Consider the following 20,649-nt stretch of genomic DNA (forward strand, 5'->3'; position numbering starts at 1 on the left):
CGCAGCGAACATCACCACCGTGATCACATGGTCCATCTTCCGACGCCGCCACCAAAACGCTGCCAGGACCAGCCACTACGAACGACAAGCCCTCACCGAACCCTGAAACGGATCTCCTGCTGGAGTACTAGGGTACGAGCGGGGACTACCGCATCCTGGTTTCGTTGGATTGGGTCCTGCGCTCGTCTTGGGGGTAGGTGTCCTCGCTTGCCCTTGCGGGAAGTAGTCTCCACAGGTCGGTAGCATGTGTGTAGGGTTTTTCCCGTGTCGGCGTGGAATGCTTCTGACGGTGGCGCCCTTCGAGGGCTTCCGGCCACGTTCACGTACTCGCAAGCGCGTGCGGGCGGACTGTCGAAGCGACAGATCTACCGGCTACGTGATGACGGGTTCATCGAGGCCATCAGCCGTGGCCTGTTCCGACGTATGGACACGGACGAGCTCCTGGAAGATTTAATTGAAACAATGGTTGGTTTCCAGGTTTCAGCTTGACTTCTTGAAATGATCGGTCAGCGATCCCGGCCTACTCGTTGCCGTGCTCTGCGTAAGCCGGGATTCCTCGCCGTTTTGCGGATATGGCAGTGTGCACTCGTCGTGATAAGCGGGCAGGCATGTAGCTTTCCAATTCACTGTCGGCCACGAAGCGCCACTCGGCCAGCTCTCCGTCTGAAAAATTGATCTGAGTGCTTTCGAACTCGGTGAGGAGCCCAGCGTCGAAGACGAAGAGCATCTTGTCGCCTTCGTTCTTGGCTGGCGCCCAGTCGACCACGAGGTGGTTTCCAATGGTGGCGGAGAGGCCAAGCTCCTCCTGGATTTCGCGGACGCAGGCTGCTCTTGGTGACTCTCCGGGTTCGACGTAGCCGCCCGGAATGTCCCAGCCCTCCTTGTAGGCCGGCTTCACGAGTAGGACGCGGCCTTCCTCGTCGAAGAAGAGGGCGCCGGCGGCGACGCGGGGAGTGGCCATGGGGGGCGTGTCGGAAGTCGTCACACCGAGCAGGGTAGAGCGAGTGGATCAGTCCAGCACGTTGAGGCGGCGTGCCAAGCCGACCAGTTCGGTGGATGGTTTGCCTCGTTGCTGGCGGATCCAGGTCAGGACGAGTTGGCGGCCGAGGAAGTGGTGGCGGACCTGTTCGGGCGCCATCTGTTCGGCGTCAAGCAGAGTTGAGAGCGCTTCGTCCTGGCGGTTCCATGAGCTGTATGCCCGTGACACCTCCAGCGCGTGCCGTACCCGCCGCTCCATCGGCAGTGCCGTGGTGTTCACGCGTGGGCCGAGGTCGACTGCGACTTGGACGTTTCCGAGTTCGCCGGCCGTCGCGACGCGGTGGATGGTGACGTTTGTCGGGCCGAATGCGGTCCATAGGTGGTTGGCGTCTTCGCCGAGCCTCTGCGCTGCCTCGTCAGCGGAAGTCAGGAACGTCCGTGCCGTGCCGGCGTCGTTGGCCCGAGCAGCAGCGACCGACCCGCCGAGCAGCAGAGTCCCGTAGACGGACAGCAGTTCCGGGCCGGCGTCGGTGAGGTGCTGGTCCAGGAAGTCGGCGGCGTCCGTGGTGAGCCGCACCGCATCCTGGTAACGGCCGGTCGACAGGAGCGCGTGGCTGACGGACCGGAACAGGGATCCCGTGATGGCGGGGTCTCCGACGGGGCGGACGGCGGACAGGCCGCGGTCGGCGGCGATCCACGCCAGATCGGTCTCGCCAAGCTTGGTGAGTTGGGTCGCCGCCAACTGATAGGTGAGCCCCAGAAGGCTCCGGGCCTCGTCCTGCTCCCGCCCGGACAGCGAGTCGACGGCTTCCTGAGCCCGGCGAAGCAGTTCGGGAAGGTGACCGGTGACGTACCCGAACCGGGATGCCTGGTAGGCGTCCCACAGCTTCCCGGTCTCTTTGCGCAGTACGCCCAGATCCGGAGGTTCGGCGCCGGCACCCCGGACTCCGAGAGTGGTGATGGCCCGGTACTCCATGAGCGCCGACCGCAGAGCCGGCACCGTCTCCATGCCGCTGTCGGCGCTCCACTCCACCAGCGCCGGCTCCGCCAGCAGATCCCCGAGCGACACGTCCAGCACATCGGCAAGAGACTTGATGACCGACAACCGATCCAGCTCGATCCGGTTGTTCTCGATCTTTCCGAGCCAGTCCGCGGTGCGCCCGACCAACCCGGCGAGCACTTCCTGGGACAGGCCGCGTCGACGCCGGTACCAGGCGACTCGTTCGCCGATCGTCAGATTCATGGTCGTGCCGCGCATCCGCTGACCCTCCCCGTACGGAGATCGTCGACCCCGGAATGATTTTCCGGGTTCCTGGGCGGTTTTGGCCACAACCTGTCTCCATGGCCGTTCCCACCGCTCCCGCCCCGGCCGTCACCTGCCGCTCGTGTGCGGGCGTGGGCTGGAAGTACACGACCCACCGGACTGCCGTGCGAATGGTGGCGCAGTCCTGCGGAGGCGGGCGGCTGATGGCCCGCCGGTCGTGCATGGACTGCGGCGGCCGTGGCACCGCGCCCGTGACGGTCTCGTAGGCCGGCGCCGGGACGGGTGCCGGCGGTCTGGCCCGCCCGTCTCGGTGTCCTTCCAGGGGAGGGCTCGTGATTCCGCGTTCCGGTGACGTCCTGGTCGTCGACAGCCAGGCGTCGGTGCAGTTCGCCGGCTCGCGGCAGCTCGTCTTCCGGGTGATCTTCGTGCGTAAGTGGACGACCTATGACGGCTGGTTGTGGCTCCACGGATACGTCCTGGACGGCGCGGGCAACGCGTGCGAACGCAGGGAGATCTTCGTCCGTCATGAGGGCTTGCGGCTTCTCCAGCCTCGGCCTGGCGGCCCGACTGGGAGGAACAGGAGAGCCAAGTGACCGTCTTCCTGACCGCTGCGGCGCGGGAGCAGGTGGAGTACGCCCAATCCCAGCTCGACCGCCACATCGCGCCGAGCGCCGACGGCCGTTGCTCGGTCTGTGGTGAAGAGGATCCGTGCAGCCCGCGACGAGTCGCCCTGCGGGTCTTCGGCCGCTACGGCATCCTTCCCCGCCGCTGGCCGGGCGCCTCACGACCGGAACAGGTCGGCGTCCCGAAGACCTGGTCCGGCTGGCTCGGTGACGTCACCCCGAGAGACTGACTCATCTTGTTCAGTCGTGCTGACAAGCCTTATCGTCCTGTAACGACATGTTGTGATCGTTCCCTGAGCCGAGTGGGTGGACCCCGATGGCGTACGAGATCCCGACGCCGAAGTACATGCGCGTCCTGAACGCGCTGCGCGGCCGTATCGAGGACGGCACCTACGCGCCCGGCGCCGGCCTGCCGTCCGAGAGCCAGCTCTGCGACGAGTTCGACGTCTCCCGCCCGACCGTGCTGAAGGCGCTGGGCATCCTCAAACAGGACGGCTGGATCGAGTCGCAGCAGGGCAAGGGAAGCTTCGTCCGGGGCCGCCCGCCGTCCGGCCGGACCTCACCGCAGTACGCCCGGGACGCCATCGACCTCGACGAGACGGCCGAGACGGAGATCCTGCACGTCGGCCCGGTGCTGGCCGCCCCGTGGGTGTCGGCCGCGCTGGGCATCCCGGAGGGCACTCCCGTGTACGAGCGCCGGCGGCGAACCGTCTCCACCTCCGGACCGATCGACCTGATCGCGACGTTCGTGCCGGTGGACATCGCGGTGGGCACCGACGTGATCAGGCCGGAGCCGATCGCCGGCGGCCTGCTGGAGCACATCAAGGCCAAGAAGCGCCTGCGCGCCGACTACGCGACCGAGCGGCTGACCGCCCGCCGTATCGACGACGCCGAGATCGCCGCCCTGGAGGTCCCTGCCGACGAGGCGGTCCTCTCCGTCGTCGTCACGGCTCACCAGTCATCCGGCGCACCCATCATGACCTCGCTCATCGTCATGCCCGGAAGCCGGCACGAGATCGAGGACTCCTACCCGCTGTCCTGATTGGCCGTTGCGCCATTTGAAGATCAGATATACACCCTTGCCTGTCTTTACATGCTGCCCTAACTTGTAAGCATAAGCGGATGTCATGTTGACGTTCGCGCGATCAGGAGGTCAGGCCCGGATGGTTCCGCTGACGTTGAAGGTCCCCGTCCCGTTCGACTACGTCTTCCGGCCGGCGTGCTCTACCTCGGCGTGGAGGCCGCAGTGGACTTCGACCGCCGCCACGACCCCGACAACCAGGTCCGCGACAAGGAGACCGGCGAGCGGGTCTGGGTGGTCCGGATGCTCGACCTCGACCCGGCAGCCGGCAAGTTCGGCCGCACCACCGAGGTCAAGGTGAAGATCTGCGCGCCGCAGCAGCCGGTGCCGCCCGCCTCGGCCGTGCCGGGCTACCCGCCGGCCGTCGAGTTCGACGGGCTCACCCTCACGCCCTATGTGGACTCCCAGCGCTGCAAGAGCGCCGGCGCGTGCAAGGCCCGGATGGCGTACTCGCTGCGGGCCTCGTCGATCCGCCCGGCTGTCGTCGCTGTCTGAAGCCGTTGGTACGCGGGCGGGCCGTTTCCCCGCCAAGAGTCCCGGCCTGTCCCGCGCGGCGACCCACTCCTCACCCGAATCACCAGATGAAGGAGGGCTTGGTGCCCACCGTAGTTCAGCCTGCCCTGCCCGGCGGCGGAGCATGAACGCCCGCCGCTTCGACCACCGCCTCAGCCGTGTCTCCGTCCGGCTCGTCCTGGTACTGCGCCGGATCACCGGCCGCACCGACCTGTCCGTGGTCCGGGCCTACCTCTGCCCGTGGTGCGACCTCTGGGTCGCCCCGCGACGCTTCGACCGCATACACATGGCCTGCCGCGAGTGCGTCCGCTCGCTCGGCCGCCCCACCCGCCTCGGCCGCGGGTGGCGCGGATGCCGCTGATCAACGTCCCCGCTCCGAACGTCGCCGAGCATGCTGAGCACTCCGTCGACGTCTTGCTCAAGGTCTACGCCAAGTGCCTCGACGACGATCGGGAACGCTTCAACGCCCGGATCGAGCTTGCACTCGCGGCCTGAAATCCGAACCCTGACCTGCGGAAACAAGGCCAAGAGCCATTGCACGTATTTTGCACGACCGCCGACAAACGGCCGCTTTCGGGGGCGCACAACCGCACACAGCGACACATCGAGGATCAAGCATTCGCCCAGCTCAACGGCTGTTTGAGGAGATCAAGTGGGTGCCCCCGGCAGGAATCGAACCTGCGACCTGCGGTTTAGGAAACCGTTGCTCTATCCCCTGAGCTACGAGGGCGCGAAGCCACATGTTACCCGACTCACGAGTGAGCAGCGCTGACCGGCACGGCCCGCGCGCGCCCACCGGCAGCCGACAGGCTGACCAGCGCCGATGGGCGGCGACAAAGCGCGCGGAGCAGAGTGTCAGCGGTTGCCGGCCGCCGCGGCGATCGCGTCCAGGACCTCGGCGGCGCGGATCGCGTCGGCCAGGGTCGCGCCGTGCGGGGCTCCCGAGGTGATCGAGCGCAGGAACAGCCCCGCCTCGATCACTTTGAGGTCGTCGTAGCTCATCGCGATCCCCGCCCCCGGCTGGAACGCCGCGAAATCGCCGTGACCAGGCTCCGCGAAGACCGTCCGGCCGTTCACGATCAGTTCGCCCATGCGGCGGAAGTCCCAGCTCAGCGTGCCGCCGGTGCCGTGGATCTCGAAACCGTACGCGTTCGGCTCGCCGACCGCGACCCGGCTCGCCTCGACGGTCACGCGGGCTCCGCCGTCGAGGCGGAGCAGGGCCGTGAACCAGTCCTCGTTCTCGACCGGGCCGGGTTCGCCGGTGCCGCGTTCGTGGCCGGAGGTGGCGCCGGTGGGGCGAGGGCGGGACGGGATGAAGATCGCGGTGTCTGCCGCCACCACGTCGGTGATCTCGCCGAGCAGGTGGCGGATCATGTCGACGGCGTGGGAGCCGAGGTCGCCGAGGACCCCGTTGCCGCCGCGTTCGCGCTGGAATCGCCAGCTCAGGGCGCCGTCGGGGGCGGCCGCGTAGTCGCTGAACCAGGTGAAGCGGGCGTTGGTGACGGTTCCGATGCCGCCGTCGGCCAGGATCGTTCCGGCCAGCGCCACCGCCGGCGCGTGCCGGTAGTTGAAGCCGACCGTGACGTGGCCGTCGCCGGTGATCGCGCGGGCGTCGTCGGCGGTCAGCCCGACCGGCTTCTCGATCCAGATGTGTTTGCCGGCCGCGGCGAATGCGACGCCCATCTCGCGGTGCAGGAAGTTCGGTGCGGTGATGCTGACGGCGGCGATCCGCGGGTCGGTGACGAGGTCCCGCCAGTCGGTCGCCGCCGTGTGGAAGCCGTAGAGGCCGGCGGCTTCGGCGGCCCGGCCGGGTACCTCGTCGGCGACGGCGATCAGTTGCGGCGCCGGCAGGTCCGGGTAGTGCCAGCGCACCCGCGCGTACGCCTGGGTGTGTACCCGCCCCATCCAACCGAGACCTACTACCGCCACGCCTACCGAATCCGAGCTCATGACCTTGGAGCCTGCGTGATTGCGGCGAGACGACTGGGTACAACGTGATCGAAATCACCGACATGGAGGTATACCCATGACGCAAGATCTGGGGATCATCCGGAGCCTGATACCCGCTCGGATCGACCGTCTCGATTGGTCCCCGTTCCACACCCGCGTCATCCTCGCCCTCGGCACCGCCTGGGTCCTCGACGGACTCGAGATCACGGTGGCCAGCGCGGTCGGGCCGGTACTGTCCGAACAGGAGACACTGAATCTGAGTTCCGCGCAGGTCGGCCTGATCGCCACGGTCTACCTGCTCGGCGAGGTGTTCGGCGCGTTGTTCTTCGGCCGGCTCTCCGATGCCCTCGGCCGCAGGAACCTGTTCATCGTCACCCTCGGCGTCTACCTCGGCGGCAACGCGCTCACCGCGTTGACCTGGGGCAACGGAACAGCCGCGCTCGTCTTCCTCTATCTGACGAGATTCATCGCCGGCGCCGGCATCGGCGGCGAGTACGCCGCGATCAACTCGGCGATCGACGAGATGATGCCGGCGAAGTACCGCGGCCGGGTGGACATCGGCGTCAACGGCACCTACTGGGGTGGCGCGATCATCGGCACCATCGGCACGTACGTCCTGCTCAACACAGTGGACCTGAACTGGGCGTGGCGGATCGGCTTCCTGCTCGGACCGATCATCGGCCTGGCTATCTGGGGACTGCGGCGGCATCTGCCGGAGAGCCCGCGCTGGCTGATCATGCACGGCCGCCAGGCCGAGGCCGAGGAGAACATCGCCGTGATCGAGCGGGCCGCCGAGGCCCACGGTCAGACTCTGCCGCCGCTCGACGACTCGCGGGCGATCGAGATCCGGCCCACCCGCGCGCACGGCTACCTGTCCCTGCTGCGGGTGCTGTTCCGGCAGTACCCGTCCCGGTCCACGCTCGGCGCCACCCTGATGATCACGCAGTCGTTCCTGTACAACGCGATCTTCTTCACGTACACGCTGGTTCTGACGAAGTTCTATGGGGTGGAGGAGGAGGCGGCGCCGCTTTACCTGGTGGCGTTCGCGCTCGGCAATCTGATCGGTCCGCTGACCATCGGCCGGCTCTTCGACACCGTCGGGCGCCGCAAGATGATCTCCGGGACGTACCTGCTCTCCGGCCTGTTGCTGGCGATCACGGCGTTCCTGTTCGACGCGGGCGTGCTGAACGTGATCACGCAGACGATCGCGTGGAGCGTCATCTTCTTCTTCGCGTCGGCCGGGGCCAGTGCGGCGTACCTGACGGTCAGTGAGATCTTCCCGCTGGAGATCCGGGCCCAGGCGATCGCGGTGTTCTTCGCCATCGCCCAGTGTTTCGGCGCGATCGGCCCGGTCTTCTACGGCTCGCTGATCGGTGAGGGCGACGACCCGGGCAAGTTGTTCATCGGCTATCTGATCGGCGCCGCGGTGATGGCGGTCGGCGGCATCGTCGAGCTGGTGATCGGCATCGACGCTGAGGGGAAGTCCCTGGAGGATGTGGCGACACCGCTCTCCGTGGTCACGCGCTGATCATGAGAACGGCGCCGCGCCCGGGAGACCGGGGCGGCGCCGTTCTTCGACGAGAAGAGAGGGATCAGACCAGACCGGCGCTTCCGGCGAGGGCCGCGGCCTCGGTCCGGCTGGAGACCTGCAGCTTGCGCAGCAACGAGGCGGTCAGGCGTTTCACCGTACGCTCGGAGACGTGCAGCAACCCGGCGATGTCGTTCGTCGAGGACCCGTTCGCGATCAGGCGCAGCAGGCGCCGGTCCTGCTCGCTGAGCTCGGCCGTCGCCGGGTGCTCGATGTGCCGGCGGCTCTGCTCGACCAGCGCGGTGAGCAGCGGCGTCGGCATGACCGCCCAGCCCTCCAGTGCGGCGAGCAGCGGCTTGAGCATGTCGGCCGGCTCGCCGGTCTTGGGCAGGAACCCGGCCGCGCCGGCCCGCAGCGCGTCCACCGCGACCATCGGGTCCTGGTCGCCGGACATGGCGAGGATCCGGGCCCGGGGTGCGGCCTCGCGGATCGCGGCGATCGCCTTGAGGCCGTCCGCCGGGTCCACGTGGACTTCGACCAGCACCACGTCAGGCATCGTGTCCCGGATGACGGCAACCGCGTCCGCCGTGTCGCCGGTCGTGGCGACGACGGTGGCCCGGCCGCCGCTCACCTCGGGGAGCAGATGCTCCAGTCCGCGGACGAAGGGGGTGTGATCGTCCACGACGGCTACCCGGATCCCGTTCTGCATGCAGGTCGGATGCCCCCTTCGGGCCGAGTCATGCATGTTCTCGGCAAACCCGTCGACGGTAATCGGGTTGATCCAGGTCAGCGGGGGTGTGCCGCCACGAAATCAGCGATGTACGCGTCCAGCCGGCGCTGCGGCGCCCAGCCCAGACCGGCCGCCTTGGTGGTGTCGGCCTGCCCGCGGGTGCGTTCGCCCCGCAGTTCCGGGATGAGCACGTGTTCGACGCCGAACATGCCGGCGACCTCGGCCAGCGGCCACTCCCGGCCGGTGCCGAGCAGGTATCCGTCGCCGGAACCCGAGCGGGAGACCAGCACCAGGCCACGGACGATGTCCTCGATGTGGGTGAAGTCGCGGGTCTGGGTGCCCGGGGCCACCACGGTCAGCGGCCGGCCGGCGAGGTACTGCCGTTCGAAGATGCCGATGACCGTCGCGTACTTGCCCTCGGTGATCTGTCCCGGGCCGTACACGTTGTAGAAGTAGGTGATCGCGTAGTCCAGGCCGTACCAGTTCGCGTAGTTCTTGATGTACTCGATGTTCTTGGCCTTGGTCCACGCATACGGGTTGAGGTTCTCGTCCTCGCCGTCGTTGCCGAACTTCGAGCTGGACCCGGCGTAGATCAGTTTCGCGCCGTGCCCGGCCGAGAACTTCACCACCTCCTTGGTGCCCAGCAGGTTGAAGTCCCAGGTGAGGTCGTGGTCCTCGAACGACTGGACGATCCGCGAGTACTCACCGAGGTGGAAGACGATCTCGGGGGCTCCCAGGCCGTGGTCGGCCCAGATCTTCGCGATGTCCACCGTCGAACCGTCCAGGTACGTCACCCGGGGGTCGTTGACGTGGTTCGCCGGGGTCCCGGTGAAGTAGTTGTCCAGCGAGACGACCGCCGCGTCGGGGAACTCGGTCAGCAACGCCTTGACCAGGGCGGCGCCGACGAATCCGGCACCACCGGTGACCAGCAGGGTTCGGCTCAACATACTTCCCATCTCGAGGGCTCGAAGCGCCGACCAGGCTACCAAGAGCACACGCCCCGACCAGTGCTCACGCCCGGATCGGCACGTAGGCGGGAGTATCACCGGGCGGGGGTGACTAATGTCAGCTCGTGCGCGTTGTATCCCGTCAGACCGAAACCGGCATCGAGGTCTTCGACGCCGTCGTCGAGTCGTCCCATCTGTTCCCCGCCCCCGGCATGGAGCACGGCGAGAGTTTCGCCGTCTCCGCGTCCCGTGAGTTCGTCGTCTGGACCGGCCCCGACGCGGTGGTCTGCGTCGGGCGCGACGGCGCCGAACTCTGGCGGCTGCCGGCCCCGCGGCCGCCGAAGCCCGCCGATGCCGCCGGTTCCGGGTTCTCCGGGATCGCCCTGGCCTTCTCCACCGACGACCGGACGGTCGGGGTGTTCCTCCCCGGCGATCCGGACGAGTGGCTCATGCTGGACGCCGCGACCGGGAAGCCCGAGGTCCGGTACCCGCTGCCCACCTCGGGCGCGGGCGGCCACCGGCTGTTCGCCCTCGCGGACGGCCGGATGCTGCTCGGCGTGACCACCGAGGACGACTCGCTGGTCCTGCTGCTCGGCGCGGAGGACGCCGTCGCCCATCCGGAGAACGACCGGATGCTGATCGACGTCGCGCCCGGTCTCGACGGCTTCATGACCGGTAACAACGACGACGCCGACCTGGACGACGTCACCTTCCACGCGCTGCCGGACGGCGCGGTGATCGCCCGGACCACGGCGGCCCGGCTCGCCGCCGATGGCGAGGACGCGGAGCAGTGCATCGTGCACTGGGCCGGCGGTTACCTCGACGCCGATACCGCGATCGTGGTGGTCAGTGGCGAGCACCCCGAGCACAGCGAGGAGTGGCGGCATCACCGGGTGGACGTCCGTACCGGTGAGGTCCTCGGTGACCTGTTCGTCACCACGATCGACGAGTACGACCTGCAAGCGCTCGGTGACGGAACGTACGTGATAACCGACACCGACGGAACACTCCGGCGGATGTGATCTTGCGGTCAGCGGGCTAAAGTGGTTCCCGGCCCACCGAGAGGCGCTGCAACGGGTCCCTCCTCGATCGAGTTCTGCTCCATCGAGCGGGATCCGCCACGCTCGGCCCGGCCTCGATGCAGACAAGGGCGCCTCCTGAGAGGGAGGAGCCCTCTTTTCATGAGCGACAAACTTCGATCCGTCAATGGCCTGGACTTCGCGGTCGCCGATCTGAGCCTGGCCGAGGCCGGCCGGCACCAGCTCCGTCTCGCCGAGCACGAGATGCCCGGCCTGATGTCGCTGCGCAAGGAGTTCGGCGACACCAAGCCGCTGCGCGGCGCCCGGATCGCCGGCTCGCTGCACATGACCGTGCAGACCGCGGTGCTGATCGAGACGCTGATCGCGCTGGGCGCCGAGGTCCGCTGGGTCTCCTGCAACATCTTCTCCACCCAGGACGAGGCGGCCGCCGCGGTCGTCGTCGGCCCGACCGGCACCGTCGAGGCCCCGGCCGGCGTCCCGGTCTTCGCCTGGAAGGGCGAGTCGCTGGAGGAGTACTGGTGGGCCACCATGCGGCTCTTCGAGTTCAGTGACGGCCAGGGTCCCAACATGATCCTGGACGACGGCGGCGACGCCACCCTGCTGGTGCACAAGGGTGTCGAGTTCGAGGCGGCCGGCGCGGTCCCGCAGACCACCGCCGACGACAACCACGAATACTCGATCATCCTGGAGACCCTGCGCGGCAGCCTGGCCGCCGACAAGCAGCGGTTCACCAAGATCGCCGCGGAGATCAAGGGCGTCACCGAGGAGACCACCACCGGTGTGGCCCGGCTCTACAAGCTGGCCAAGGAGGGCACCCTCCTCTTCCCGGCGATCAACGTCAACGACGCGGTCACCAAGAGCAAGTTCGACAACAAGTACGGCATCCGGCACTCGCTGGTCGACGGCCTCAACCGGGCCACCGACGTGATGCTGGGCGGCAAGCTGGCCGTGGTCTGCGGTTATGGCGACGTCGGCAAGGGTTCCGCCGAGACGCTGCGCGGCCAGGGCGCCCGTGTCGTGGTCACCGAGGTCGACCCGATCTGCGCGCTGCAGGCGGCGATGGACGGCATGCAGGTCGTCCGCCTCGAGGACGTGGTCGGCGAGGCCGACATCTTCGTCACCACCACCGGCGGCACCGACATCATCCGGGTCGAGCACCTGACCGCGATGAAGCACAACGCGATCGTCGGCAACGTCGGTCACTTCGACGACGAGATCGACATGGCCGGGCTCGCCAACGTCCCGGGCATCGAGAAGGTCGAGATCAAGCCGCAGGTGCACGAGTGGCGCTTCCCGGACGGCCACGCGGTGATCATCCTTTCCGAGGGTCGCCTGATGAACCTGGGCAACGCCACCGGCCACCCGAGCTTCGTCATGTCGAACTCCTTCACCAACCAGGTGATGGCCCAGATCGAGCTCTGGACCAAGCCCGGTGAGTACGACAAGCAGGTCTACGTCCTGCCGAAGCACCTGGACGAGAAGGTCGCCCGGCTGCACCTGGACGCGCTCGGTGTCCGCCTGACCACGCTCTCCAAGAAGCAGGCGGAGTACCTGGGCGTCGACATCGAGGGTCCGTACAAGCCGGAGCACTACCGGTACTGATCCCGGCGGTTCCACGAAAGGGGTCACCCGCACTCGGGGGTGGCCCCTTTTGCATGACCCTCTTGCCCGTTTTATGCATCTATAATGTAATTATGCCTTTACGTAGCGCTATCCTTGCTCTGGCCGTCGTCGCCGCTCTGATCGCCCCGGCGACCACGGCCACCGCCCGCCCGATCAGCCCGGACGCCGACTACCTGATCTCCGCCCACCAGGGCAATCTCACCCAGATCCTCGCCGGCCGGACCGCCGCCGGTAAGGCCCTCAAACCCGAGGTCCGCAAGATGGGCGCCACCATGGCGACCTATCACGCGAAGCTCGACCTCGAGGTCCAGCAGACCGCACGCACCCTGGACGTCAAGCTTCCCGCCCAGCCCAACTCCGAGCAGCTCGCCCTGATCGAGCAGTACCGCATCGCGCCGGCCGCCGTGTTCGACAAGCTCTACCTGGACACCCAGATCCCGGCGCACGACCACGCCCTCAAGATCACCCGAATTCTGCTGGCCACCGGCACCGACCCGGCCGTCCGCCGGATCGCCGAGACCGCGTCCCCGATCATTCAGCAACATCGTGATGCTCTGGCTGCCGTGACATCGACGATCCCTGTCACAACGGCGAATCCGAAACGTCACACATAGTTGCCGACCTCACTGAGCCACGGAACCGAGCACCAGGAAGAATGATCGAATGCATCATCCCGAGGAGATCCTGCTTTTCGCCCTGTGTGCGGTCGCCGTGATCGTCGGAGTCCGCTGGGTCACCGAGAAGACCGGCCTCCCCGCGGCCGTGCTTCTGACCCTGGTCGGCATCCTCTATGCCTACCTGCCCGGCCCGAACGTGGAGCTGGATCCCGAGCTCATCCTCACGTTCGTACTGCCGCCCCTGCTCTACAACGCGGCACTGGACTCCTCACTGCTGGACATCCGGCGCAACATGCGTACGGTCATCAGCCTCTCGGTGGCCCTGGTGCTGGCCACCGCGCTGCTCGTCGGCTTCGGATTCTCCCTCTGGGTCACCGGCGCCACCCTCGCCGCCGGTGTCGCCCTGGGAGCGGCGGTCGCCCCGCCCGACCCGGTCGCCTCACTCGCGGTCGGCAAGAAGGCCGGCCTGCCCGGCAAGCTGATCACCCTGATCCAGGGTGAGGGCCTGCTCAACGACGCGACCGCGCTGACCATCTTCACCGTGGCGGTGGCCGCCCAGACCAACGGCGACTTCTCGTTCTCCTCCTCGATCGGCACGTTCCTGGTGATGGCGGTCGGCGGTGTGGTGGTCGGTGTCGCCGTGGCGTACGCGGTCCGCCTCCTCAAGCCGCTGCGGGGCGAGCCGCTGATGGCCAACGCCCTCTCGCTGATCACCCCGATGGCGGCGTACCTGCTGGGCGAGCACATCCACGTCTCCGGTGTCCTGGCCGTCGTGGTGGCCGGCCTGATCGTCGGCCACGACACCCCGCGCTACACCACCGGTGCCAGCCGCCTGCAGACCAGCGCCGTCTGGCACCTGGTCGACTTCCTGCTCGAGGGCGTCGTCTTCCTGCTGATCGGCTTGCAGCTCAAGAACATCCTCGAGGAGATGGACCAGTACTCGGCCGGCACGATCGCCGCCGCCCTGGCCGTCACGCTCGGCGTGGTGCTGCTGCTCCGCCCGCTCTGGCTGATCGTCACCCAGCTGTTGCCCCGCTCGCTGCACACCCGCCTGGGCGGCCAGCAGGACGACGACGACCCGGCCCAGAACACCGGCAAGGAATCGCCGCTCTCCGGCAAGGAGGTGACCGCGCTGAGCTGGGCGGGCACCCGCGGCGTCATCACCCTGGCCGCGATCTTCGCGGTGCCGGCGGACTTCCCGAACCGGGAGCTGCTGCTGCTCTGCGCCATCGCCGTGGTGCTGGTGACGCTGGTCGGCCAGGGCCTGACGTTCGCGCCGCTGGTGCGGATGATGGGCCTGCGCGCCAACCAGACCGACAAGGCCCGGATGCGCAACGAGGCCCGGTCGGCTGCGGTCCGCGCCGCCCTGGACCGGCTCGACGACATCCAGGGCGAGCAGCACGACAACGTCGAGGACGCGGCCATCGAGACGATGCGCAAGCAGCTGCAGGTGCGCCTGGACCGCTACCAGCGGCGCCTCGACCTGCTGGAGCAGAACGAATCGTCCGACCTGCCGCAGTCCCCGCAGTACGAGGCGGCTCTGATGGTCCGTCAGGCGGTCATCGACGCCGAGCGTGAGGAACTGCTGCGCTGGCGGGACGCGGGCCGTCTCAGCGACGACAACCTGCGTGTCCTCAACCGGGAACTGGACCACGAAGAGCTCGTCCTGCCGAAACGCCCGGGCACCGGCGGGCACTGACGGCACGGTGAGGCGCGGACCACGGCGACGTGGTCCGCGCCTTCTCCATCTACAACGGCAGGTCCCGCCGGCGCAGGCCGGTGGCCCCCACCCCCGCGAGGACGGCGGCGACCACCGTCAGGACCGCCAGCGGCAGGACGGTGAAGTCCGCACCCGGCAGCTGCGGCACATGGGTGAACGGCGACAGATCCATCACCCACTGGTCGAACCTGAGCAGCGGCCCGGCCAGCATCAGCAGCAGCGCCCCGCCGAGCACCGCCCAGGACAACCCGGTCAGCCGCGGCAGGAAGCCGGTGAGCAGCAGGGCCACCCCGGCCGGCACCCAGACCGCCGGCAGCTGGACCATGGTCGCCGCGAGCACCGGCCCCACGTCCCCGTGCACCAGCCCGGACGCCAGGCCCTCGGCCAGCAGCACGACGGCCGGTCCGAGCAGACCGAACAGCAGGTGGCTGCCGGCGAACGCATACCGGCTGACACCGGTGCTCAGCAGCGCCTCCGCGTGCCCGTTCTGCTCCTCGTCGCGCATCCGCAGCGTCGCCTGCACGGCGTAGCAGGCGGCGATCACCCCGCACAGTGCGGCCACGATCCCGAAGTAGCCGTCGACGATCTCGTCGGTGCCGCCCATCCGGGTGAAGATGTCGTCGACGCCGCCGGAGTCCTCGGCGATCTGCGCCACGCTGCCGGCCACCCCGCCGAAGACCAGGCCGAGCGCCGTGAACCCCAGGGTCCAGCCCAGCAGCAGACCCCGGTGCAGCCGCCAGGCGAGGGCCACGGGCGAACGCAGACCCGCGGCCGCGGTGGGCGGTCCGAGCCGTGCGGCGAGCAGGCCACCGCCCAGATCACGCTTGGTCATCAGGTACGCGGAGAGCCCGGTGACCGCCACCGCGGCCACGATCGACAGCACCGCGGGAAGGTGGTCGTTCGCTCCGTAGGGGAAGACCCGGTGCGCCCAGCCGACCGGCGACAGCCACGACAGCCAGGCCAGGTTCCCGTCGCCCATCGCCGAGATGTCCCCGCCGAGGCGCAGCACGTACGCCCCGCCGAGCACGCCGATCGCGATGCCCCGGGCGCCGCGGGCGGTCTCGGTGATCTGGGCGGCGGCCGCTCCCACCGCGGCGAACACCCAGGCGTCCAGCGTGTACACCACGCCCAGTGCGATCGACCCGGCGACCGGTTCGCCCGCCGCGACGGTGGTGGCCGTGGCCAGCAGGCCCAGCAGCAGGCCACCGAGTCCGGTCAGCAGCAGGGCCGCGGCGAGCTGGGCCCAGCGGCCGACGACCGCGGCCCGGATCAGCTCGGTGCGCCCGGCCTCCTCGTCGGTGCGGGTGTGCCGGATGACGCTGAGCAGCGCGGCCAGCCCGATGAGCACGGGCTGGAAGCCGCCGCGCCAGACCGTCAGCTCGCCGAGGCTGTCGCCCTGCAGCGGGCCGTAGAGGCCGACGAACCCGACGTTGTCCGCGCTGATCCGGGCGTAGTCGATGCGTTCCTGGTCGGTGGCGAACAACGTCTGGAAGCCGGTGAGGTAGACGTACGGCAGGATGCCCAGGCAGAACACCCATAACGGCAGTACGACACGGTCGCGGCGCAGGGCGAGCCGCAGCAGGGTGCCGACGCCGGTCACCGGTCGCTCCCGCTCGCCGCGTGCTCCGGCCGTCGGTCGCCGCCGTCCTTCGCGTAGTGCCGCAGGAACAGTTCCTCAAGCGACGGCGGCTGGCTGACCAGGCTGCGCACCCCGGCCGTGACCAGTGCCTTCAGCGCCGGCTCCAGGGCTTCGGCGTCGACGTCGAAGGACACCCGGCCGTCGTCACCGGTCAGGTCGTGCACCCCGGCGATGGCGGCGAGGCCGTTGACCGGGCCGGCCAGTTCGGCCCGGATCGTGGTGCGGGTCAGGTGCCGCAGGTCGTCGAGGGTGCCGGTCTCCACCGCCCGCCCGGACCGGATGATCGTCAGACGGTCGCAGAGCGCCTCGACCTCGCTCAGGATGTGGCTGGAGAGCAGCACCGTACGGTCGCCGCGGCTCTTCTCCTGAAGGATGACCTCGCGGAAGACCTCCTCCATCAGCGGGTCGAGCCCCGAGGTCGGCTCGTCGAGGATGAGCAGTTCGACGTCGGAGGCGAGGGCCGCGATCAGCCCCACCTTCTGCCGGTTGCCCTTGGAGTAGGCCCGGCCCTTCTTGCGCGGGTCCAGCTCGAAACGCTCGATCAGGTCGTCGCGCCGGCGCCGGTCGAGTCCGCCGCGCAGCCGGCCGAGCAGGTCGATGATCTCGCCGCCGGTCAGGCTCGGCCAGAAGGTGACGTCACCGGGCACGTACGCCAGACGGCGGTGCAGCGCGGTGGCAGCGGTCCACGGGTCGCCGCCGAGGAGACGGGCGGTGCCGCCGTCGTGGCGCATCAGCCCGAGCAGGATCCGGATCGTGGTGGTCTTGCCGGCCCCGTTCGGCCCGAGGAAGCCGTGCACCTCACCGGTCCGGACGTGCAGGTCCAGCCGGTCCAGGGCGGTCACCGCACCGAATCGTTTGACCAGTCCTTCCACATCGATGGCCTCTGTCATCGACCTCTCCCGTCATGGGTTGTCGAACCGACCCAGGTATTCGGCTGCCTGGTCGGCCTGCTCAGGGGTGAGTAGCGGCTGCGAGAAGATCTCGATGGAGGCCCGGATCATGCGCTGGTAGCCCGGCTGCACGCCCACGTCGGTCCCGAGGACCTCGGAGATCTGCTCGCGCATCAGGAACATGCCCATCTTCATCGCGGCCAGGACGGCGATGTAGGCCCGGGCGTCCTCGGTCTTCACGTCGGTGGTGGCCAGCCAGCGCTCGCCGTGCGTCACGGCCTGCTCGAACATGGCCGAGCCTCGCGGTGAGCCGTCCATCAGGGTGCGGGTCAGGTATTGCTGGAGCGCGACGAGCTCCGGCCCGATCGGCCCGATCACCTGGGACTGGCTGAACTGGATCTGGTATTGCGTGATCTGCCCCATCGCGAACTCGTCGCAGGCGTCCCGCAGCCCCTCCTTGGAGCCGAAGTGGTGCCGCAACAGCCCCGAGGAGACCCCGGCGGCCTCCGCGATGTCGCGAATGGTGGCGCCGGCGACTCCCCGCTCGGTGAAGAGCGTGATGGCGGCGTCCCGGATCCGGGCTCGGGCGGTCAGGTCCTCGTTGCTACTCACGTGTGTAGCTTACTGCACAAGCGTGTAGTGGCAATGCCCGTCGATGTCGGGCACCCGACCCTTTTCAGCAAGCGCGGAGCCGGATCCCGGCAGAGCGTCCGACGGCCGGCGGGGGCTTTTCGGCGTACCCGCGCCGAGGTCCCCGTCTTTGAAGAATCATGAAACGGGACCGCTGGTCGATGAGGGAGACGTGCCCAGGTCGTTTACCTGGCGGTGGTACCTGTGCGTCTGCGCGGTGATCGCCGCCGTCTACAACGTGGTGCCGTGGGATCCGGCGAAGGCGGTCATCGCGACCGTCGTGAACGGGTCGGCGGTTCCGGCGATCATCGTCGGGGTGCGGCGGTTACGCCCGGCAGTGCGCTGGCCCTGGTACGCGCTCGCGGTACAGGTGGCACTCTTCACGGCGGGGGACATCGCCTACTGGGTGCAGACCATGGTGCTGCGGCGCGACGTGTTCCCGTCGGTGGCGGACCTCTTCTACCTGCCGTGCAACATGCTGCTGATCGCGGCGCTGCTCGGGTTCGTGCGGGCCCGGCGCCGCGGATGGGACCGGGCCGGGCTGCTCGACGCCGCGATCCTGTCGACCGGCGCGGGCATGCTGGCCTGGCTGTATCTGATCGTGCCCTACGCGCGCGAGGGCGACCTCACGCTGCTCGGCCGGACCGCGTCGCTGGCCTATCCGCTGCTGGACCTGCTGGCCCTGGCGATGCTGCTGCGCCTGACCATCGGCTCGGGACGCAAACCACCCGCCTACCGGCTGCTGGTCGTCGGAACGGCCACGCTGCTGGTCACCGATGTCGCCTACACGCTGCTGGAACTCGCCGGCAACTACGCGGCCGGCGGCGTGATGGACGTGGGCTGGATGGTGGCGCACACCATGATGGGCGCCACCGCCCTGCACCCGACGATGGCCGGTGTCTCGCAGACCGCCGCGGCCGCACCCGCCGGGATGATCGGCACCCGCCGGATGCTGGCCCTGGCCGGGGCGAGCCTGATGGCGCCACTGGTGCTGACGATCGAATGGCTGCGCGGCGACAACCTCGACGTGCCGGTGATCGTGGGCGGCTGCGTCGTACTGTTCCTGCTGGTGATGGCCCGTCTGCAGGGGGTGGTGCAACTACTCGCGGCGGCGCTGGACACCGCGCAGACGCAGGCCCGCACCGACCAGCTGACCGGACTGGCGAACCGGCGGCTCTTCCACAGCCGCTGGGAACGGGAACTCGGCGACGAGGGTGGCCCGACGGCGCTGCTCTACGTCGACCTGGACGGCTTCAAGGCGGTCAACGACACGCTCGGCCACGAGACCGGCGACGCCGTGCTGGAGGCGGTGGCCGACCGGATCCGGCAGATCGTGCGCGCCGGCGACCTGGTGGCGCGGCTCGGCGGCGACGAGTTCGCGGTGATCCTGCCGGGAGCCGGCGACGAGGACGCGGGCCGGGTCGCCACCCGCATCGTCGAGGCCGTCGCCGAACCGATCCCGGTGCGCGGGGTGCCGGTGGCGGTCGGGGCGAGCGTGGGCGTGATCGTCGCGCCGCCGGGTGCCGACCCGGAGATCGAGATGAAACGGGCGGACACCGCGATGTACGCCGCGAAGGCCGCCGGCCGCGGACGCGTCAGCCACGCCGCGGCACCGTGACCGCTCCTACATCGCCCTCAAGCCTCCGGGATCTCCCTGTTCGGGGGCCATCGGGGTGTCGACGGTGTCGATACGGAGGGCCGGTCCACGCGGCGATCAGCTCGGAGCGGTGGCCGGCCGGCCCACCTGACAGGGGTGTCAGCGCCGCGGGTCGATGTGGACCTTCGGCGCTGGGCCGCAACGGTCACCGGCGAGCACGGCGGGCGCCTCGGACAAGGCCACGGTGGTGGCGACCAGCGGGCGCGGGTCGACGGTGCGGTCCGCGTACCGCGCAATGGTCTCCTCGAGGCCGCCGGACGCGCTCAGGATGCCCACCGCGGTGAGGTCCTTGAGGGTGAGCCGGCGGGTGTCGACCGTCGCCGGGTCGGCGGCGATGCCGATGCAGACCACCGTGCCACCCGGCTCGACCAGCTCGATCGCCCGCGCCGGGAGGGCCGGTGCGGTGGCCGCGTCGATCGCCGCCTGGAACGGGACGTCCGGCAGTGTGGCGGCCGTCCACACGTTGGCGAAACCGAGCGTCCGGGCGAAGTCCAGCGACTCCGGCGTGACGCCGAGCAGGTGCACGTCGGCGCCGTCGGCGGCGGCGAACATGGCCGCGAGCAGACCGATCGTTCCCGGTCCGATGATCAGGACGGGGTCGCCTTGCCGAAGGCCTGCGGCCCGCACCGCGCGCAGGGCGTTGCCGCCGGGCTCGACCATCGCCCCGGCCACCGGATCCACGGCCTCCGGCAGGGACAGGAGAGCCTTCGCGGGTACGCGCAACCGCTCCGCGAGCGCACCGGGCCAGCCCCGCCGGATCCCGATCTCGTAGCGCTCGGCGCAGAGGTGCTGGCGTCCCCGCCGGCAGCGCGGGCAGTGGCCGCAGCCGAGCATGGTGTCCCCGGTGACGCGGCGCCCGATCCAGCCCGGGTCGACGCCGTCGCCGACCGCGCTGACCCGGCCGCACCACTCGTGCCCGATCCGCATCGGGTAGTGGGCGTCGCCGCTGCGCAGGTAGGCCATCTCGCCGGAGAGGAACTCCAGGTCGGTGCCGCAGACGCCGGCCCGCTCGACGTCGACGACCACCTCACCGGCCCCGGCGACCGGGTCCTCGACCTCGACGACCACGGCGTCGCCGGGGCCCTGGATCACGAGTGCACGCATGATCCATACCTTACGGCCGCGGGCTGTGCGGCCGGACTGCATCCGTTACGACGCAACGGTTCCGGCTCGCCCGATCGGCTGATCTCCATTCGATGATCTCCAACTGAGAAGGCCC

General features: G+C 69.1%; 21 protein-coding genes and 1 tRNA gene. 12 read left to right on the top strand and 10 right to left on the bottom strand.

The annotated features are described in order from the left end of the window. Positions 1–520: 520 nt before the first annotated feature. Complete coding sequence (locus QSK32_RS44410) at positions 521–985, bottom strand: NUDIX domain-containing protein (RefSeq protein ID WP_285475437.1); 465 nt, start codon at positions 983–985, stop codon at positions 521–523. A gap of 24 nt (positions 986–1,009) precedes the next feature. Next, positions 1,010–2,236, bottom strand: a complete 1,227-nt coding sequence (locus tag QSK32_RS44415) for a helix-turn-helix domain-containing protein (RefSeq protein ID WP_285475438.1) — start codon at positions 2,234–2,236, stop codon at positions 1,010–1,012. Between the two features lie 338 nt (positions 2,237–2,574). Here QSK32_RS44415 and QSK32_RS44420 point away from each other — a divergent pair, with 338 nt between their 5' ends. The 6 genes from QSK32_RS44420 (at position 2,575) to QSK32_RS44445 (ending at position 4,954) form a co-directional block, all read left to right on the top strand. Beyond that, positions 2,575–2,835, top strand: coding sequence for a hypothetical protein (locus QSK32_RS44420; protein WP_285475439.1), 261 nt, complete (start codon positions 2,575–2,577; stop codon positions 2,833–2,835). After that, positions 2,832–3,095, top strand: coding sequence for a hypothetical protein (locus tag QSK32_RS44425; RefSeq protein WP_285475440.1), 264 nt, complete (start codon positions 2,832–2,834; stop codon positions 3,093–3,095). The genes QSK32_RS44420 and QSK32_RS44425 overlap by 4 nt, the downstream gene beginning before the upstream one ends. An 86-nt stretch (positions 3,096–3,181) precedes the next feature. Continuing rightward, on the top strand, positions 3,182–3,907 hold the full coding sequence (locus QSK32_RS44430; RefSeq protein ID WP_045745367.1) for a GntR family transcriptional regulator: 726 nt from the start codon (positions 3,182–3,184) through the stop codon (positions 3,905–3,907). A gap of 204 nt (positions 3,908–4,111) precedes the next feature. After that, a complete protein-coding gene (locus QSK32_RS44435; RefSeq protein ID WP_502872602.1) occupies positions 4,112–4,441 on the top strand; it encodes a hypothetical protein in 330 nt (109 codons plus the stop codon). 142 nt (positions 4,442–4,583) lie between these two features. Next, positions 4,584–4,820, top strand: coding sequence for a hypothetical protein (locus QSK32_RS44440; RefSeq protein ID WP_285475441.1), 237 nt, complete (start codon positions 4,584–4,586; stop codon positions 4,818–4,820). Beyond that, on the top strand, positions 4,811–4,954 hold the full coding sequence (locus QSK32_RS44445; RefSeq protein WP_211275485.1) for a hypothetical protein: 144 nt from the start codon (positions 4,811–4,813) through the stop codon (positions 4,952–4,954). Before QSK32_RS44440 ends, QSK32_RS44445 begins: the two co-directional genes overlap by 10 nt. Positions 4,955–5,116: 162 nt before the next feature. On the opposite strand, the gene QSK32_RS44450 is transcribed toward QSK32_RS44445, so the two are convergent. Next, positions 5,117–5,189 (bottom strand) — tRNA-Arg (locus QSK32_RS44450). Positions 5,190–5,314: 125 nt separating this feature from the next. After that, the gene (locus QSK32_RS44455) at positions 5,315–6,409 is read right to left on the bottom strand and encodes a Gfo/Idh/MocA family protein (protein WP_045745364.1); all 1,095 of its coding nucleotides are present in this window, start codon (positions 6,407–6,409) and stop codon (positions 5,315–5,317) included. 76 nt (positions 6,410–6,485) lie between these two features. Between QSK32_RS44455 and QSK32_RS44460 the strand changes: the two genes are divergently transcribed. Further along, positions 6,486–7,937: an MFS transporter gene (locus QSK32_RS44460; RefSeq protein ID WP_285475442.1), complete on the top strand. Its 1,452-nt coding sequence runs from the start codon at positions 6,486–6,488 to the stop codon at positions 7,935–7,937. Between the two features lie 64 nt (positions 7,938–8,001). Here QSK32_RS44460 and QSK32_RS44465 read toward each other — a convergent pair whose 3' ends face one another. Next, on the bottom strand, positions 8,002–8,619 hold the full coding sequence (locus QSK32_RS44465; protein ID WP_245674146.1) for a response regulator: 618 nt from the start codon (positions 8,617–8,619) through the stop codon (positions 8,002–8,004). A gap of 104 nt (positions 8,620–8,723) precedes the next feature. Continuing rightward, positions 8,724–9,614, bottom strand: coding sequence for an NAD-dependent epimerase/dehydratase family protein (locus QSK32_RS44470; RefSeq protein ID WP_045745361.1), 891 nt, complete (start codon positions 9,612–9,614; stop codon positions 8,724–8,726). Between the two features lie 125 nt (positions 9,615–9,739). Between QSK32_RS44470 and QSK32_RS44475 the strand changes: the two genes are divergently transcribed. From QSK32_RS44475 to QSK32_RS44490, 4 genes are all read left to right on the top strand, one after another. Continuing rightward, positions 9,740–10,636, top strand: a complete 897-nt coding sequence (locus QSK32_RS44475) for a hypothetical protein (RefSeq protein WP_285475443.1) — start codon at positions 9,740–9,742, stop codon at positions 10,634–10,636. 159 nt (positions 10,637–10,795) lie between these two features. Next, positions 10,796–12,256, top strand: a complete 1,461-nt coding sequence (gene ahcY / locus QSK32_RS44480) for an adenosylhomocysteinase (RefSeq protein WP_045745359.1) — start codon at positions 10,796–10,798, stop codon at positions 12,254–12,256. Positions 12,257–12,348: 92 nt separating this feature from the next. Next, entirely contained in the window at positions 12,349–12,891 is a 543-nt protein-coding gene (locus QSK32_RS44485) for a DUF4142 domain-containing protein (protein ID WP_285475444.1), read from the top strand. Positions 12,892–12,940: 49 nt separating this feature from the next. Beyond that, positions 12,941–14,593, top strand: a complete 1,653-nt coding sequence (locus QSK32_RS44490; protein WP_045745357.1) for a Na+/H+ antiporter — start codon at positions 12,941–12,943, stop codon at positions 14,591–14,593. Between the two features lie 49 nt (positions 14,594–14,642). Here QSK32_RS44490 and QSK32_RS44495 read toward each other — a convergent pair whose 3' ends face one another. The 3 genes from QSK32_RS44495 to QSK32_RS44505 are packed head-to-tail and all read right to left on the bottom strand — an operon-like array spanning position 14,643 to position 17,755. Then, the gene (locus QSK32_RS44495; protein WP_285475445.1) at positions 14,643–16,214 is read right to left on the bottom strand and encodes an ABC transporter permease; all 1,572 of its coding nucleotides are present in this window, start codon (positions 16,212–16,214) and stop codon (positions 14,643–14,645) included. Further along, positions 16,211–17,143: an ABC transporter ATP-binding protein gene (locus QSK32_RS44500; protein ID WP_285475446.1), complete on the bottom strand. Its 933-nt coding sequence runs from the start codon at positions 17,141–17,143 to the stop codon at positions 16,211–16,213. The genes QSK32_RS44495 and QSK32_RS44500 overlap by 4 nt, the downstream gene beginning before the upstream one ends. A gap of 12 nt (positions 17,144–17,155) precedes the next feature. Next, on the bottom strand, positions 17,156–17,755 hold the full coding sequence (locus QSK32_RS44505) for a TetR/AcrR family transcriptional regulator (protein ID WP_045745354.1): 600 nt from the start codon (positions 17,753–17,755) through the stop codon (positions 17,156–17,158). Between the two features lie 190 nt (positions 17,756–17,945). On the opposite strand from QSK32_RS44505, the gene QSK32_RS44510 reads away from it, so the two are divergent. Beyond that, the gene (locus QSK32_RS44510; protein ID WP_285475447.1) at positions 17,946–19,391 is read left to right on the top strand and encodes a GGDEF domain-containing protein; all 1,446 of its coding nucleotides are present in this window, start codon (positions 17,946–17,948) and stop codon (positions 19,389–19,391) included. 138 nt (positions 19,392–19,529) lie between these two features. Here QSK32_RS44510 and QSK32_RS44515 read toward each other — a convergent pair whose 3' ends face one another. Further along, positions 19,530–20,534, bottom strand: coding sequence for a zinc-dependent alcohol dehydrogenase (locus QSK32_RS44515; protein ID WP_285475448.1), 1,005 nt, complete (start codon positions 20,532–20,534; stop codon positions 19,530–19,532). Between the last annotated feature and the right edge of the window lie 115 nt (positions 20,535–20,649).

Origin of the sequence: Actinoplanes sp. NBRC 101535, from assembly GCF_030269225.1 — a bacterium.
GTDB lineage: Bacteria > Actinomycetota > Actinomycetes > Mycobacteriales > Micromonosporaceae > Actinoplanes > Actinoplanes rectilineatus.

Excerpts from the sequence above, each read along its gene's own strand:
- QSK32_RS44415 (WP_285475438.1), bottom strand. The coding sequence starts at position 2,236 with ATGCGCGGCACGACCATGAATCTGACGATCGGCGAACGAGTCGCCTGG.
- QSK32_RS44430 (WP_045745367.1), top strand. The coding sequence starts at position 3,182 with ATGGCGTACGAGATCCCGACGCCGAAGTACATGCGCGTCCTGAACGCG.
- QSK32_RS44440 (WP_285475441.1), top strand. The coding sequence starts at position 4,584 with ATGAACGCCCGCCGCTTCGACCACCGCCTCAGCCGTGTCTCCGTCCGG.
- QSK32_RS44445 (WP_211275485.1), top strand. The coding sequence starts at position 4,811 with ATGCCGCTGATCAACGTCCCCGCTCCGAACGTCGCCGAGCATGCTGAG.
- QSK32_RS44455 (WP_045745364.1), bottom strand. The coding sequence starts at position 6,409 with ATGAGCTCGGATTCGGTAGGCGTGGCGGTAGTAGGTCTCGGTTGGATG.
- QSK32_RS44460 (WP_285475442.1), top strand. The coding sequence starts at position 6,486 with ATGACGCAAGATCTGGGGATCATCCGGAGCCTGATACCCGCTCGGATC.
- QSK32_RS44470 (WP_045745361.1), bottom strand. The coding sequence starts at position 9,614 with ATGTTGAGCCGAACCCTGCTGGTCACCGGTGGTGCCGGATTCGTCGGC.
- ahcY (WP_045745359.1), top strand. The coding sequence starts at position 10,796 with ATGAGCGACAAACTTCGATCCGTCAATGGCCTGGACTTCGCGGTCGCC.
- QSK32_RS44485 (WP_285475444.1), top strand. The coding sequence starts at position 12,349 with ATGCCTTTACGTAGCGCTATCCTTGCTCTGGCCGTCGTCGCCGCTCTG.
- QSK32_RS44490 (WP_045745357.1), top strand. The coding sequence starts at position 12,941 with ATGCATCATCCCGAGGAGATCCTGCTTTTCGCCCTGTGTGCGGTCGCC.
- QSK32_RS44500 (WP_285475446.1), bottom strand. The coding sequence starts at position 17,143 with ATGACAGAGGCCATCGATGTGGAAGGACTGGTCAAACGATTCGGTGCG.
- QSK32_RS44515 (WP_285475448.1), bottom strand. The coding sequence starts at position 20,534 with ATGCGTGCACTCGTGATCCAGGGCCCCGGCGACGCCGTGGTCGTCGAG.